Origin of the sequence: Pantoea sp. Cy-640 (assembly GCF_011752635.1) — a bacterium.
Taxonomy (GTDB): domain Bacteria; phylum Pseudomonadota; class Gammaproteobacteria; order Enterobacterales; family Enterobacteriaceae; genus Pantoea; species Pantoea dispersa.
The window spans coordinates 1-15385 of the sequence record NZ_VWXB01000017.1 but is presented as its reverse complement, the minus strand read 5'-3'; the positions used below and the strand labels follow the sequence as shown (position 1 = coordinate 15385).

Below are 15385 nucleotides of genomic sequence, written 5' to 3'. Positions count from 1 at the left end.
TGTGGTGGTACAGCACAAAAGTGGGGGTGATCGACCTGAAGAAAAAGTCGATCACCATGGGTAAAGGATGTTAAAAAGTGTTCACTATGTCCCCGAACACCTGTCTGCCATGTCCCCGGACTGTACAGGGAGAGGGCCGGGGTGAGGGCATCAGCGTACACTTTCCCATCCCGTGCCAGCAGAAACCCGGTCACACGCACCAAATCAGTGCGCCGCCGCCGCATCGCTCAACCCCAGCGCCTGCATAAACAGCCGGATGATCGGATTTATTTTCCGGCCTTTCTTCATCACCAGACAAAATGCGGTTTCGCGCCGCAGCGTGTCATCGCCCAGCTCACACAATTGTCCGCGGGCAATAAACGGAGCGGCATAATGTTCCGGTAAATACCCAATAAAGTGACCGGTTAAAATCAGCATGGCCACCGATTCCACCTGCACCGCCTGCACACCGCTCTCCTGCACCGGAATCAGGCGGCGTTCATCGCGTGGGGTAACATATAAATGATTAATAATTTTCTGCTGACGTAATACATCCACCGAAATATTTTTATCGCAAGATCCGCAATAGAGAGGATGTGACGCAGCGCAATATAATTTCGCGTATTCTTTATAAAGTTCGAAGTAATCAAACTCATTTTTCATTTCATACACGGGCGCAATGCCGCAATGAAAACGCCCTTCGCTTATGCCGCGTTCAATATCATCCAGCTGTGCGGTCTGCAGACGAATCTGCACCTTTGGCGCTTTCTGGTGCAACTGTTGCACCGCACTGGTGACCGGTGAGTGCGGATCGCTAATGGTGTTATCCACCACGCAAATCGCGATGTCGCCCAGCAGCTCGTTGCGACTGTTGTGCAGCCGCTCGCGAAACAGGTTGAGCGATACGAACAGCTCCAGCGTGGCCTGATAAACATTGATGCCGTACTGCGTCAGCTCAAAACCTTCACGGCCGCGGCTGCACAGCGTCATGCCCAGCCGAATCTCCAGGTCAGAAACCTGTTTACTGATCGCCGCCAGGCCAATATTTAATTCGTGACTGGCGGCGGTTAATCCGCCTGCTTCCACCACGCATTTAAATACCCGCAGCAATTTTAAGTCGATATTACTCAGCGCCAGAACCGCATTATCGCCGCGATTATTCGCATTGTTTCCAGACTGGGAAACTTTACTTTCCATTTTTGCTATTCAACTCCGGAATAATTGCGGTGAAAGTACAGTGAATCTGAAATACCACCTATTTGCCAGCGTGGCAATAAAATAAGTTTTTATTATCGCTGCCGGCTGAATCCAAACTTTTTCATATTGCTGCGGCTGATTTGTGAGGGAAATAGCATGTCTGAGAATGCCGAACTGTTATGGGGCGCACGTTTTGAAGCGGCTCCGGCAGCCAGTTTAACCGCGCTGTCGCGTAGCCCGGATTATTACTTTGCGCTGGCGCCGTACGACCTCGCCGGTTGCCGCGCCCATGCGCGCGAGCTGGCGCGGGCCGGGCTATTGAGTGCTGACGAGCTGGATACCATGCTGGCGGCGATTGACGCGCTGGACGCCGATTATCGCGCTGGCCAGCTGCAGCCGATTGCCGCCGATGAAGACGTGCATACCTTCATCGAACGCGCGCTGACAGAACGCCTCGGCGCGCTGGGCGGCAAGCTGCGTGCCGGCCGTTCACGCAACGATCAGACCGTCAACGATCTGCGCCTCTACCTGCGGGATAACGGCCGCAAGCTGGTGAGCGCGCTGTTGCAGTTGCAGCAGGCGCTGGTGACGCAGGCCGCGCAACACACTGACAGCGTCGCGCCCGGCTTCACCCATCTGCAACAGGCGCAGCCGATTGTGTTTGGCCATCAGCTGCTGGCGCATGCCCAATCCTTCGCGCGTGACATTGAGCGTATGCAGGACTGGGATCGCCGCAGCGCGCGCTGTCCGCTGGGCGCGGCGGCGATGGCCGGTTCGGCAATTGCGCGTCAGCCACAGCTGGCCGCTGCCGATCTCGCTTATCTGGCGCCGTGTGAAAACTCGATCGATGCGGTCGCCAGCCGCGACTACGCCGCGGAATTCCTGTTCGTCACCAGCATGATCGGCATCAACCTGTCCCGGCTGTGCGAAGAGGTGTGCCTGTGGGCGTCACGGCAGTTCCGCTGGGTGGAGCTGCACGACAGTTACGCCACCGGCAGCTCGATCATGCCGCAGAAGAAAAATCCGGACATTGCCGAGCTGACGCGCGGCCGCAGCGGCCGGCTGGTCGGTAACCTGATGGCGCTGCTGACCACCATGAAAGCCATGCCGCTCTCTTACAACCGCGATCTCAGCGACGACAAACGTAACGTGATTGATGCGGTCGACACGCTGCTGATGGTGCTGCCTGCCATGGCCGGCATGATGGCGACGCTGAAATTCAATACTGAGGTGATGCGCGAGCAGGCGCCGGATGGCTTTACGCTGGCGACCGAAGTGGCCGACTGGCTGGCAATGCGCGGCGTGCCATTCCGCGAGGCGCACGAGATTACCGGCCAGCTGGTGCAGCTGTGCGAACGCGAAAACTGCGGCCTGGCCGATCTCAGCGATGCGCAGCTGCACGGCGTCGATGCACGGCTCACGCCCGAGGTGCGTCAGGCGTTAACGCTGGAAGCGGCGCTGGCAGCCCGCAGCGGCTACGGCGGCACCGCGCCGGCACGGGTGCGCGAGCAACTGGCCCGTCTGCAAACCCTGATGCAGGACCAGCAGCGCTGGACCGATGATTACGCCGGACCGCGCGCCTGAGGAGAGTCTATGTCACACACCACACCGGTTGAACCGTCGGTCAACAATGGCCGCGTCCAGACCCATTACGATCTCGATCGCTATCAGGTGGTGCCGCGCCGCTATTATGGCCGCATCACCGCATCGGCAGTGATCCTCGTGCTGCTGGCGCTGCTGGTTAACGCCTTTGCGCACGGCAATATTGAGTGGTCGTTCGTCGGCCAGTTCTTCACCGCGCAGGCAATCCTTAACGGCGTGGTTAACACGCTGATTATGTCGGTGCTGGCGATGGCGCTGGGCATCCTGTTTGGCGTCATCACCGCCATCATGTACATGTCGCCCAATCCGGTGCTGCACTATATCGCGGTGGGCTATGCGTGGATCTTTCGCGGCACGCCGCTGATTCTGCAACTGCTGCTGTGGTTCAACCTGGCGCTGGTGTTTCCCACCATCAGCATTCCCGGTCTGTTCAGCGTGCAAACCGTCACGGTGATGACGCCGTTTCTCGCTGCGCTGCTTGGCCTGAGCATCAATCAGGGCGCGTACACCTCAGAAGTGGTGCGCGCCGGGCTGTTATCGGTGGATACCGGTCAGTATGAAGCCGCCAAAGCCATCGGCATGCCGCGTTTGCAGGCGCTGCAGCGCATCATTCTGCCGCAGGCGATGCGGGTGATTCTGCCGCCGGTCGGCAATGAGTTCATCAGCATGATCAAAACCACCAGTCTGGCCAGCATGATTCAGTACTCCGAGCTGCTGTACAACGCACAAACCATTTACTTCGCCAACGCGCGCGTGATGGAGCTGCTGTTTGTGGCGGGCATCTGGTACCTGATTATCGTGACGCTGCTGTCGTTCGGACAGAGCCAGCTGGAACGCTACTTCTCACGCGGCCATCGTCGTCGCCAGTAACCGGGAGTGAGAGATGAGAAACATCGTGCGCGCCGTCAAGGTGAACAAATATTTCGATCAGTTCCACGCGCTGAAGGACGTCAGCCTGGAAGTGAACTACGGCGAGGTGATGTGCATTCTCGGCCCGTCGGGTTCCGGTAAGAGCACCTTTCTGCGCTGTATCAACCAGCTGGAAAAAGTGGATCAGGGCGGCATCTGGGTCGACAACGAACTGGCGGGCTATCGCATTGCCGGCAACAAGCTGCACCCGCTGAGTGACAAACAGATTGCGCGCCAGCGGCTGCAGACCGGCATGGTATTTCAGCGCTTCAACCTGTTTCCGCACAAGACCGCGCTGGAGAACATCATCGAGGGACCGTGTCGCGTGCTGCTGCGCCCGAAACGCGAGGCCAGCGAAGAGGCGATGGCGCTGCTGGATCGCGTCGGACTGGCGCACAAAGCGCACGACTATCCGCAGTCACTCTCCGGCGGTCAGCAGCAGCGCGTGGCGATTGCCCGCGCGCTGGCGATGAAACCCAAACTGATGCTGTTTGATGAACCGACCTCTGCGCTCGATCCGGAGATGGTCGGTGAAGTGCTGGCGGTGATGCGCCAGCTGGCAAAAGAAGGCACCACCATGCTGGTGGTGACCCACGAAATGGGCTTTGCGCGTGAGGTCGCCAACCAGGTGGTGTTTATGGATGAGGGACGCATTATTGAGCAGGGCGCACCGGAAGAGATTCTGCTGAACCCGCAAAACCCACGGATGAAAAACTTTATCAACGCGATTCTTCTTTAACGTGACCGGGGTGAATAGATGAAAAAACTGTTATTGAGTGCCATCAGTGCCGCGCTGCTGCTGCAATCCTCTGCCTGGGCGGAGATTGCCGTACCGGCCAGTATCAAAGAGAAAGGGCTGACCGTCGCCATCATGCCGAACTACCCGCCGATGGATTTTAAAGATCCGGCCACCAATCAGCTGAGCGGCGTCGATTATGAGCTGGGCCAGGCAATTGGCGAGAAGCTGGGCGTGAAGGTTAACTGGCAGGAGATCGCGTTTGAACAGATGGTCAACGCGGTGGTGACCAAACGCGTCGATCTGGTGATGTCCGGCATGACCGACACCAAAGAGCGGCAGAAGGTGGTTAACTTTATCGACTACTTCAAAACCGGTCCGCAGTTCTACACCCTGGCGGCGCGCAGCGACATCAACAGCGCCACCGATCTGTGCGGCAAAAAAGTAGGCACCAGCCGCCGCACCACCTTCCCGCAGGAGATTGCCACCTGGTCAAAAGCGCACTGCGAAGCGGCCGGTAAACCCGCGATTATCGTGGTGGGCGCGGAAGGCACCGCCGATGCGCGCACGCAGCTGCGTCAGCGTCGTCTGGATGGCGCGGTACAGGGCAGCGAAACCCTGCCGTACATCATGAACCTGGAAAAAGGCACCTTTAAGCCGCTGGATAAAGCCTTTTCATTCCAGTACACCGGCATGGCGCTGGGTAAAGATGCCGGTGAGCTGACCACGGCGATTCAGGCAGCCATTAATGCCATGATTGCCGATGGCAGCTACCAGAAAATCCTCAGCAAATGGGGCCTGAGCGACAACGGCATTGCCGAAGCTACGGTGAATCAGGGCTAAGGAGCGGGCGTATGCAACAACCGGGCGCAGTGCGCTGGCCGCAGGGCAAGCGTGGCTGTATGGCGCTGGCGTTTGATCTTGATGGTCCCACTGGCGATGCCATGCTCAATGGCAGCCTGTGGTCAACACCAGAGTATTTCACCTTTGGCGCCTACGGGCCGTTTCGCGCGCTCGGTCGGCTGCTGGATCTGCTGCGCGCCTTCCAACTGCCGGCCACGTTTTTTGTGCCGGCGTGGGTGGTGGAGCAGTGGCCGCGGCAGTGCCAGGCGATTATCGAACAGGGCCACGAAGTGGCCTATCACGGTTATCGCCACGAATCGTTCTGGGCGATTACGCCAGATGAACAGCGCGCCGTGATGGCGCGCTCTGCCGCCATCTTTCAGCAACATCTTGGTATCCGCGCCTGCGGTTTTCGCACTCCTTCCGGCGACTGGCACGCCGAAACGCCGCAGATTCTGCGGGAAGCCGGGGTGATTTACTCCAGCAGCATGCGCGGTGACGATCGGCCGTACAGCATTGCCGTCGCCGGGCATACGCCGCTGGTGGAGATTCCCGGCAAATGGGAGATGGATGATTACGCCTCGCTGGCCTACACGCGCCAGCCGGATTTTCCGCAGGGCGGCGACCGCATCGCCAGCTATGCGCACACCGGTGACAACTGGCAGCGCGAATTTGACGGCGCGATGGCGGAAGGACTGTGCCTGACCACGCTGTTCCACCCGAAAATTTCCGGGCAGCCTGGCCGTTTGCTGTTGCTGGAGCAGCTGTTTGCCCACATGACGGCGCGCGACGATGTGTGGTTTGCGCGCTGTGATGCGGTGGCCGCGTGGTATTTGCAGGAGCAGCAACATGACTGAACATTCACGCTGGCCGTCGGGCAAACAATCGGCGGCCATCATTACCATCGACTATCACGATATTCACGGCATCCTGACGCAGGCGCCTGCGGTCGCCGGGCGCGATAAAACCCTGTCGGTGTGGCGCTATGGCACGCTGCGCGGCGTTGATCGCCTGCTGGATCTGCTGGCGGAGAAACAGCTGCTGGCCAGTTGGTGCTTGCCGGCCATCGTCGCCGAAGAGCAGCCGCAGGTGCTGCAGCGTATTGTCGCCGCCGGGCATGAGATCGCCTGCAGCGGTGAGCGACACGAAGACTTCTCGGCGTTGACGCTGGCGCAGCAGATTGCCAGCGTAACGCGCGGCTGCGAGCGGCTGGCGCAGCTGACCGGCCAGCCGATTGCAGGGTTTCGCACGCCGGCCGGCCAGTGGAAACCGGGCCTCGCTGCGGCGCTGGCGACGCACGGCATCCGCTGGTCCTCCAGCTGGCGCGGTGATGACTTACCCTATTTTCACCCCGGCACCCGGCTGGTGGAGCTGCCCATGCACTACACGCTGGAGGATGCGCCCTATTTTGCCTTCAACCTCAGCCCGGCGATTCCGCCCGGACAGTCGCGCATCGCGCCCTATGGCGAAACGCTGGCTAACCTGACGCAGGATTTCCACGGTTTTCACCGTTTCGGCCTGTGCTACCTGTTGCGGCTGCACCCGGAAATTATCGGCACCGCCGGGCGCATTGGCCTGCTGCGTCAGCTTCTGGAGACGCTGCAGCAGCATGAGGTGTGGATCGCTACTGCCGGCCAGGTGGCCGCGCACTGGCAGACGCAGCCGGATAACGATGCCGATCATCCGGCAGAGGTGTTTGCCCGGGTCAGCGGAGGTGAACATGAACACCACGCTTGATCGGCTGGCGGATTTCATCGCGGCCACCCGCTTTGCCCAGCTGCCGGAACCGCTGGTAGCGCAGGCGAAGCGCCATCTGCTGGATACGCTCGGCGCGGCGCTGGCGGGCTGTGACAGCCCGATCTGGCGCGAATGCCGGGCGCTGGTGGCCGAAGAGGGCGGCAGCGCCGTGGCGCAGTTGTGGGGCTGTGCGCAGCAAGCTTCCCCGCGCCAGGCGGCGTGGCTCAACGGCGTGGCGGCGCACATGTATGAACTGGACGACACCGGCGGCTGCGATCACTCCGGTGCCGTGGTGTTACCGGCGCTGCTGGCGGCACTGCCGCTGGCGACGCAGCCGGTCGACGGGCGGGCATTTCTCACCGCGATGGTCGTGGGTTATGACATCGGCCGTCGCGTGCTGGAAGCCTGCGGGGGTTATGCGGCGCACAACGGTGCGGGCTGGCACTCAACTGCCAGCTGTGGCGTTTTTGGCGCGGCGGCTGCCGTCAGTTGTTTACTGCGGCTGCCGGCCGCGCAGTGTGCCTCGGCGCTGGGCATCGCCGCCAGCTTCAGTGGTGGTCTGTGGGGCTTTATTCATGATGGCTCACACACCAAAAAGCTGCACGCGGCGCGCGCGGCGGAAGGGGGCGTACAGGCGGCGCTGCTGGCACAGCGCGGCATCAGCGGACCGGCCGCGGTATTTGAGGCGCGCTGGGGCGGCTTTCTGCAAACCCTGGCCGGTGAAATGCAACAGCCCGCCGCGCTCACGGATCAACTGGGCGAGATGTGGAAACTGGCGCGCTGTTCCATCAAGCCGTACGCCGCCTGTCGCGGTACGCATGCGGCGATCGATGCGCTGGGTCTGCTGCTTGAGCAGCATGCGGTGGCGACCGGGGATATTGCACGCATTGTGGTTGGGCTCAATCCGTTCCTGCTGGAGATGTGCGGCACGCGTGAACTCACCAGCCTCGCCGCCGCGCAAATGAGCCTGCCGTATGCGCTGACGGCGCGTGCGCTGTTCGGCTCTGCGGAGCTGGCAAGTTATGACGACAGCCGTCGCCTGAGTGCGGAAGCTGCTGCGCTGATGGCGCGTATTGAGCTGGAGATTGACCACCAGCAGGGGCGCGATGATGAGCCGTGGGTCCGGCTGGAAACGGTGCAGGGCCAGCAGTGGCAGCAGCACGTCGCGGTGCCGTCCGGATCGCCGGCAAATCCGCTGAGCGACGCGGCGCTGCGCGCCAAATACCGTAGCCTCGCCGCGCGCGTCTTGCCGGCGACACAGGTGCAGCAGCTGGAAACGCTGTGTCTGACGCTGGATAACGTGGCGGATGTGCAGCAAGTCGCGGCGTTGCTGGCGACCCGGTAACAGTGGGGCGCCAGCCATGGCGAAATGCGTGTCTGTTAACGTTTAAATACATTCAAAACAAGGGCACTTTTCGTAGCGGCGCAATTTATTGCGCGATGAATCGCGCCGCTACGACCAGGGTGCGATTCGCGGTTTCCTTAATCAAACCCGTTCCGCCAGCCCTTCAATCCGCGCCATCGCCGCCCGCAACCGCGCTTCGTTGACCGGTTCGGCCATGTTCGCCATATCCGGCGCGTGGACAGATTCGCGTATAATCAACGCCAGCTCGCTCTCCTCCAGCGCGGCAATCTCGGCCAGCGTCAACGGTACGCCGCAGTCGCGCGCCAGGCGCATCTCATCCACCAGCTCTTCGTCGCTGCGATCCTCCAGCGCCAGCAGGCACAAATTGCCGTAACCCACCAGCAGGCCGTGACCAAACTCGCGCGTTTTGTCGCAGAAGGTGAAGCCTTCATAAATGGCATGCGCAGCGGCGGCGTGGGCGCCATTGCTCATCAGCGAGGTCAGACCGGCCCAGGTAAAAATCGCGTCCAGCACCTGATCGAGCGAAGTGCCGCTCTCACCGCGCAGCACCGCTGCGTAAGCCGCCGGACCGTGCTCCGCGATTACCTCATAGCAGATCTGGCTGTGCGCCAGCGATGACAGCGCATTGCCGGTGCGTGCCGGATGGCGCGTGCTTACCGCCCGGAACTCATACCATTTAGCCAGCGTATCGCCGAGGCCCGCGGCCAGCCAGCGGGCAGGGGCGGCTGCCAGCAACTCACTGTCGATGATCACCGCCGCCGGTGCCTGTGGCAGCGGGAAAATATCAAAGAAGTTGCCGTTATCGTCGTAACGAATGGTCAGCGGGGTCACCGCAGCGCAGGTGGCGGCAATCGTCGGGACGGTTATCACCGGCAGCCCGAGCTGCGCGCCCACCGCTTTAACCGTGTCCAGCGCCTTGCCGCCGCCCGTACCGATCAGCACCTCTGCCTGTTGTTCAACCGCTAACGCCGCCAGCCGTTCGATATGGTTAAGCGAGGTTTCGCCACCAAACCACACCGGTGCCAGCAGCGTGACGCCAGCGGCGTCGAGTTGCAGCTTCACCTGCGTCGCCACCGCCTGCATCGCGCGCTGGCCGCCAATCAGCAGTGCGCGCTGGCCCAGCCCGGCGCAGATGGCCCCCAGCTGGTTAATCACACCCGCACCACGCAGCACGCGCGCCGGGAACAGCAAATTTTGTTGCGACATAGCGAAAGCTCTCTTTTTCAGGGAATGGCTGCATCATCGCCAAAGCGGCTTGCAGAAAAAATCCCTGTCAGCCGATAATCACTTCAGCGATTCGTTAACTATTGTCAGCAATCCCTGAAGGAAGTGCGGTGCCAACCTTACCCAATCTGAAACTGCTGCAGGTGTTCGCCAGCGTGGTGGAAAACCAGGGCTATTCGCGTGCGCAGCAGGCGCTGAACATGACCACGCCGGCCATCAGCGCCTACATGAGTGAACTGGAAAGCCAGCTGGGCTTTATCCTGTGCCAGCGCGGGCGCGCAGGCTTTGCGCTGACCAGCAAAGGCGAACAGTTCTACGCCTATACCCGGGAAATGCTGGCGACCCTGAGCGGCTGGCAGTCGCAGGTGGAGACGCTGAAAAGCGCGCAGGGCGGCACGTTTGCGCTCGGCGTGGTCGACGCTACCGTCACCGACAGCACGCTGGATCTGCCGGCGGTTATCGCCCGTTTTAACCAGCGTTTTCCGGCGGTGTTTCTCACCCTCAGCGTGTGCGAGCCCAACGAACTGCAGCAGCAGGTGCTGGAAGATCGGCTCGACCTGGCCATCGGGCACTTTCCGCTGCGCGCCAGCAATCTGGTGACGCTGCCGCTGTACGAGGAGCAGCAGTGGCTGTACTGCAGTCCGCAGCATGCGCTGGCGCAGGGCGATGCGGATGTGCGTCGCGTGCAGCAGACCGGCATGGTAACGCGGCGCTACTGGAACCAGCAGGAGCTGAACAAGCGCGGTTTCCGCCATAGCACCGCCTCGGTGGAGAGCATTGAAGCGCAGCTGACGCTGATTCTCTCCGGGCGCTATATCGGCTTTTTGCCCGAACATTACGCGCGCAGCCGCGAGCAGCAGGGCCAGTTGCTGCGCCTGCTGCCCCACCATTTTCACTTTCGCGCGCCGTTTTCGTTCGCCTTCCGGCGCGGCCGCGCGCGCGAGCCGCTGATCCGCGCGATGCGCGAAATTCTGAATCCAGCGCGAAAAACTGAGCGCGAAAGCTGACGCTGCGGCAATACTGTGTAAAAATACAGGCCGGTTTAACCAACAGTATTCACTATGGCCCTGACAGCAGCGATAAAAAGCCAGATTGCGCAATGGTATAAGGCGCTGCAGCAGCAGGTTCCTGACTTTATCCCACGCGCGCCGCAGCGCCAGATGATCGCCGAAGTGGCGAAGAGTCTGGCCGGTGACGAGGGGCGCCATCTGGCCATTGAGGCGCCCACCGGCGTCGGCAAAACCTTGTCCTACCTGATTCCCGGCATTGCGGTCAGCCGCGCCGAAGAGAAACGTTTAGTCATCAGCACCGCCAACGTGGCGCTGCAGGATCAGATCTTCAGTAAAGATCTGCCGCTATTAAAGAAAATTATTCCTGACCTCACCTTCACCGCGGCTTTTGGTCGCGGGCGCTATGTCTGTCCGCGCAACCTGACCGCGCTGGCAGCCACGGACGATCAGCAGGGCGATCTGTTGCTGTATCTCGACGAACAGGCGGTGACCGGTTCGAAAGAGGAGCAGAAATTCTGCGCGCGGCTGGAGAAAGACCTCAGCAGCTATAAGTGGGATGGCTTGCGCGATCACAGCGACGTGGCGATTGACGACAGCCTGTGGCAGCGCCTCTCCACTGATAAAGCGAACTGCCTGGCACACCACTGCCGCTGGTATCGCGAATGCCCGTTCTTTGTGGCGCGACGCGAAATCGAGCAGGCCGATGTGGTGGTGGCGAACCATGCGCTGGTGATGGCGGCGATGGAGAATGAGTCGGTGCTGCCGCCGGCCAAACACCTGATGCTGGTGCTGGATGAAGGGCACCATCTGCCGGAAGTGGCGCGTGATGCGCTGGAGATGAGCGCGGAGATCACGCCGGGCTGGAGCAGCCTGCAGCTCGATCTGTTTGTGCGGCTGGTGGAGACCATCATGGCGCAGTTCCGGCCGAAATCCCCGCCGCCACTGAGCAATCCCGAGCGTCTGAAAGGGCACTGTGATGAGATGCGCGAGCAGCTGCAGACGCTGTGTAACGCGCTCAATCCTCTGCTGCCGCGCGACAATCAGCCAGGCGAGTTTCGCTTTGTGCTCGGTGAGCTGCCGCCAGAACTGCTGACCCTGTGCGCGCGGCTGTTTAAGCTGAGTGATGCGCTGCGTGGCCTGAGCGAAGGGCTGCTCAACGAGCTGGGCGAACAGACCGGCAAGGCCGATATCATGCGGCTGCACAAAGCCATCCTGCAGCTCAATCGCCACTTCGGCTGGTTTGAATCCATCAGCAAACTGTGGCGACTGGCGGCGATGGAAAAAGCGTCCAACGCGCCGGTGTCGAAATGGGTGACGCGTGAAATTCGTGACGGCCAGGCGCATCTGCTGTTTCACTGCGCCGGGATTCGCGTCAGCGACCAGCTGGAAAAGCTGCTGTGGCGCAAAATCCCGCACGTGGTGGTGACCTCGGCTACCCTGCGTTCGCTGAACAGCTTTAATCGCCTGCAGGAGATGTCCGGCCTGAACCAAAAGGCCGGCGACCGCTTTGTGGCACTCGACTCGCCGTTTAATCATGTCGATCAGGGCAAGCTGATCATCCCGCAAATGCGCTATGAGCCGCTGCTGGCCAATGAAGCGGAGCACATTGCTGAGATGGCGCGCTTCTTCCGCCAGCAAATGCAGGCGCAGCAGCACAAAGGCGTGCTGGTGCTGTTTGCCAGCGGACGGGCGATGCAGCAGTTTGTCAGCCTGGTGCCGGAGCTGCGTCTGTCGATGCTGGTGCAGGGCGATCAGCCGCGTTCACGGCTGGTGGAGCTTCACCGGCAACGGGTGACCGCCGGACAAAGCAGCATTCTGGTTGGCCTGCAATCTTTTGCCGAAGGGCTCGATTTGAAAGGCGATCTGTTGTCGCAGGTGCACATCCATAAAATTGCTTTTCCGCCGGTAGACAGTCCGGTAATTTTGACCGAAGGGGAGTGGCTGAAGAGCCTGAAACGCTACCCGTTTGAAGTACAAAGTTTACCCAGCGCGTCGTTTACGCTGATCCAGCAGGTCGGGCGTCTGATCCGCAGCCATCAGTGTTTTGGTGAAATCGTCATTTACGATCGCCGGCTGCTGAGTAAAACCTACGGCAGCCGCCTGCTGGCCGCGCTGCCGGTGTTTCCGATTGAACAACCGCCGGTGCCGGAAGCGGACAAACCGGCGAAGCGCAGCAAGAAATCCTGAGTATGCGGCAACAGCCGGATGCACGATTGTTGGCCGCCGGGTGACGGCGCGCCCTGGAAGCGGGAAGTATGATGGAACTGAATAAGATCATTAAAGAGATTGGCCGCGGCAAGAATCACGCACGCGATATCGACTTTGACACTGCCGTGGCGCTTTACAGCGCGATGCTGGCGGACGAGGTGCCGGATCTCGAACTGGGTGGCGTGCTGATTGCGCTGCGCATCAAAGGCGAAGGGGAAGCAGAGATGCGCGGCTTCTACCACGCGATGCAACAGCGCATGATGCGGCTGCAGGCCCCGGCACAGCGTCCGATGCCCATCGTCATTCCCAGCTATAACGGCGCGCGTCGCCAGGGCAACCTGACGCCGCTGCTGGCGCTGCTGCTGGTGAAGCTCGGTTTTCCGGTGTTGCTGCACGGCGTCAGCGATGACCCAACCCGCGTAACCAGCGAAGCGGTGCTGGCGGCGCTGGATATTGCGCCGGTGACCAGTGCACAGCAGGCGCAGGCGAAACTCGACGCTGGCGAGCTGGCGTTCATCACCATCGATAATTTATGTGCGCCAATGGCTAAACAGCTGGCGCTGCGCTGGCGCATGGGCGTGCGCAACAGCGCGCACACGCTGGCCAAGCTGGCGACGCCGTTTGCCGAACGCGCCGCGCTGCGGCTGGCGAGCGTGTCGCATCCGGAATATGTGCCGCGCGTGGGGAAATTCTTCCAGGATATCGATGCACCGGCCATTCTGCTGAACGGCACTGAAGGTGAGGTCTATGCCAATCCGCAGCGCTGCCCGGCGATTAATTATATTCGCGGTGCCGGCGCAGAAGCGGAAGTGTGGGTCGAACGGCAGCCAGAGGTCGCGCTGGCGTTAGCAGAGAGCAAAGGCGCCCAGGATACCGCAGCGTGGATCCGTCAGGTGCTGGCCGGTGAACGCGCGGTGCCGCAGGCGCTGCGCCTGCAGCTGGCGTGCTGTCTGGTGGCGACCGGCGAAGCCGCAACAATGGCCGATGCCGAAACGCGGTTACAGCAGGCGGGAATTTAACCGGGCTGCCCGGCTGGCCATGCACGAAAAACCTGGGCGGTGACGGCTGTCACCGCAGCGGTTGCGCAGGGGGTGCACGCCTGCGCAGCTGAAGGGGCTTGCTGAGCAGCGCCATCAGCGTTTAATCAGTACGCTCTCCACCAGCTGCTGCCAGAACGTAATACCAATCGGCAGCAGCGCATCGTTAAAATCATAGTTGGCATTGTGCAGCGGGGCTGAAGGCGTGGCACCGTCAGCGCCGAGCCAGAAATAGGCGCCGGGACAGGCTTCCAGCATGCAGGCGAAATCTTCAGACGCCATCGACGGGTTAACCTGCCAGTGCACCTGCTGTTCACCCAGCAGCTGGCACGCCACGTCACGCACCTGCTCCGCCGGGGCGACATGGTTGGCGGTAACCGGATAGCCGGGATACCAGTGAATCTCGCCGCTGACGCCAAACGGGCGCGGCAGGGTGGTGACAAAATCTTCAATCAGACCGCGCACGCGATTGCGCACGTCGGTCTGCAGACATCGCACCGTACCGCGCAGCGTGATCTGCTCCGGAATGACGTTAATGGCCTCGCCACCGTGAATCTGGGTGACGCTGACCACCGCCGACGCCAGCGGTGACAGGCGGCGCGACGGGATGGTTTGCAGCGCCAGAATCAGCTCGGCGGCGACCACCATCGGGTCGGCACCGCTTTCCGGCATCGCCGCATGGCAGCTTTTGCCGTGTAGCGTAATCTCAAACGAATCCAGCGATGCCATCATCGCGCCCGGATTCACCGCCAGCGACCCCACCGGCAATCCCGGCCAGTTGTGCATCGCGTACACGGCATCCATCGGGAAGCGCTGAAACAGACCTTCCTCAACCATTTTGCGCGCACCACCGAGATTCTCTTCGGCCGGCTGAAACAGGAAATGTACCGTACCTTTGAAATTACGCGTGGCGGCCAGCTGACAGGCTGCGGCAAGCAGTATCGCGGTGTGACCATCGTGACCGCAGGCGTGCATCACGCCAGGCCGGCTCGATTTCCACTGCGGCTCGCCTTTTTCGGTGATCGGCAGGGCATCCATATCGGCGCGCAGCCCGATGACCGGACCGGGACCGTTTTCCAGCGTGCCGATCACGCCGGTGCCGGCGAGGCCGCGAAACACCTGCAGTCCGGCATCGGTCAGCACCTGGGCCACCAGCTCGCTGGTCTGCTGCTCCTGGTAACCCAGTTCAGGGTGTTGATGTAACTGACGACGCCAGGTGAGGGCGTTTTCCAGCAGGACAGCAGGCAGGCTCATAAGGTAAGGCTCCATCAGCAGCGTCAGCTGCGTAATCTCCGACGCGGGAAGTTAAGTGTCCACTGTAGTGGTAAGCGTGGGGGGCGTCTATCGTGGAAAGGAATAATTTGGCTATAGGCTATAGCGGATTGGCATAAGGGGCAGGGGGCAAGGTCGGCATAAAGGTACGACCGGGCACATGGGTAACAGATCAGACCGGGCACACAGGTAACACTTTTTGTGGTCAGTCGATCCGGATAATACGCTTTTCTGCCCGGTCATAATACGCAAGGATGAGCCTGTC

General features: G+C 61.1%; 14 protein-coding genes. 11 read left to right on the top strand and 3 right to left on the bottom strand.

Going from position 1 to position 15385, the window contains the following annotated elements:
• The coding region (locus F3J36_RS24290) for a hypothetical protein (RefSeq protein ID WP_225614602.1) at positions 1-74 on the top strand (74 nt) is incomplete at its 5' end.
• A gap of 130 nt (positions 75-204) precedes the next feature.
• On the opposite strand, the gene F3J36_RS23865 is transcribed toward F3J36_RS24290, so the two are convergent.
• Positions 205-1176 (bottom strand): LysR family transcriptional regulator, encoded by a 972-nt coding sequence (locus tag F3J36_RS23865; RefSeq protein WP_021508451.1) that lies wholly within the window; start codon positions 1174-1176, stop codon positions 205-207.
• Positions 1177-1332: 156 nt separating this feature from the next.
• Between F3J36_RS23865 and argH the strand changes: the two genes are divergently transcribed.
• Genes argH through F3J36_RS23830 form a run of 7 tightly spaced genes read left to right on the top strand, consistent with a single transcriptional unit; the run spans position 1333 to position 8348 of the window.
• Positions 1333-2760: an argininosuccinate lyase gene (argH, locus tag F3J36_RS23860; protein ID WP_166720767.1), complete on the top strand. Its 1428-nt coding sequence runs from the start codon at positions 1333-1335 to the stop codon at positions 2758-2760.
• A 9-nt stretch (positions 2761-2769) separates the two neighbouring features.
• A complete protein-coding gene (locus F3J36_RS23855; protein ID WP_166720765.1) occupies positions 2770-3648 on the top strand; it encodes an amino acid ABC transporter permease in 879 nt (292 codons plus the stop codon).
• A gap of 13 nt (positions 3649-3661) precedes the next feature.
• Positions 3662-4426 (top strand): amino acid ABC transporter ATP-binding protein, encoded by a 765-nt coding sequence (locus F3J36_RS23850; RefSeq protein ID WP_021508448.1) that lies wholly within the window; start codon positions 3662-3664, stop codon positions 4424-4426.
• A gap of 18 nt (positions 4427-4444) precedes the next feature.
• The gene (locus tag F3J36_RS23845) at positions 4445-5266 is read left to right on the top strand and encodes an ABC transporter substrate-binding protein (RefSeq protein ID WP_021508447.1); all 822 of its coding nucleotides are present in this window, start codon (positions 4445-4447) and stop codon (positions 5264-5266) included.
• A gap of 11 nt (positions 5267-5277) precedes the next feature.
• Positions 5278-6123 carry a polysaccharide deacetylase gene (locus F3J36_RS23840; RefSeq protein ID WP_021508446.1) on the top strand — a complete coding sequence of 282 codons (846 nt, stop codon included), beginning with the start codon at positions 5278-5280 and terminating at the stop codon, positions 6121-6123.
• Positions 6116-7003: a polysaccharide deacetylase gene (locus F3J36_RS23835; protein WP_166720763.1), complete on the top strand. Its 888-nt coding sequence runs from the start codon at positions 6116-6118 to the stop codon at positions 7001-7003. The genes F3J36_RS23840 and F3J36_RS23835 overlap by 8 nt, the downstream gene beginning before the upstream one ends.
• Positions 6987-8348, top strand: a complete 1362-nt coding sequence (locus F3J36_RS23830) for an MmgE/PrpD family protein (RefSeq protein ID WP_166720761.1) — start codon at positions 6987-6989, stop codon at positions 8346-8348. Before F3J36_RS23835 ends, F3J36_RS23830 begins: the two co-directional genes overlap by 17 nt.
• Positions 8349-8489: 141 nt before the next feature.
• On the opposite strand, the gene F3J36_RS23825 is transcribed toward F3J36_RS23830, so the two are convergent.
• On the bottom strand, positions 8490-9575 hold the full coding sequence (locus F3J36_RS23825; protein WP_088516333.1) for an iron-containing alcohol dehydrogenase family protein: 1086 nt from the start codon (positions 9573-9575) through the stop codon (positions 8490-8492).
• Positions 9576-9703: 128 nt separating this feature from the next.
• Between F3J36_RS23825 and F3J36_RS23820 the strand changes: the two genes are divergently transcribed.
• The 3 genes from F3J36_RS23820 to ybiB all read left to right on the top strand — a co-directional run bounded on the left by F3J36_RS23820 (position 9704) and on the right by ybiB (position 13830).
• On the top strand, positions 9704-10600 hold the full coding sequence (locus tag F3J36_RS23820) for a LysR family transcriptional regulator (RefSeq protein WP_058780844.1): 897 nt from the start codon (positions 9704-9706) through the stop codon (positions 10598-10600).
• A 54-nt stretch (positions 10601-10654) separates the two neighbouring features.
• Positions 10655-12790 (top strand): ATP-dependent DNA helicase DinG, encoded by a 2136-nt coding sequence (gene dinG / locus F3J36_RS23815; protein ID WP_058757814.1) that lies wholly within the window; start codon positions 10655-10657, stop codon positions 12788-12790.
• Positions 12791-12861: 71 nt separating this feature from the next.
• Entirely contained in the window at positions 12862-13830 is a 969-nt protein-coding gene (ybiB, locus tag F3J36_RS23810; RefSeq protein ID WP_021508440.1) for a DNA-binding protein YbiB, read from the top strand.
• A 114-nt stretch (positions 13831-13944) separates the two neighbouring features.
• On the opposite strand, the gene F3J36_RS23805 is transcribed toward ybiB, so the two are convergent.
• Positions 13945-15102 (bottom strand): M20 aminoacylase family protein, encoded by a 1158-nt coding sequence (locus F3J36_RS23805; RefSeq protein ID WP_021508439.1) that lies wholly within the window; start codon positions 15100-15102, stop codon positions 13945-13947.
• Between the last annotated feature and the right edge of the window lie 283 nt (positions 15103-15385).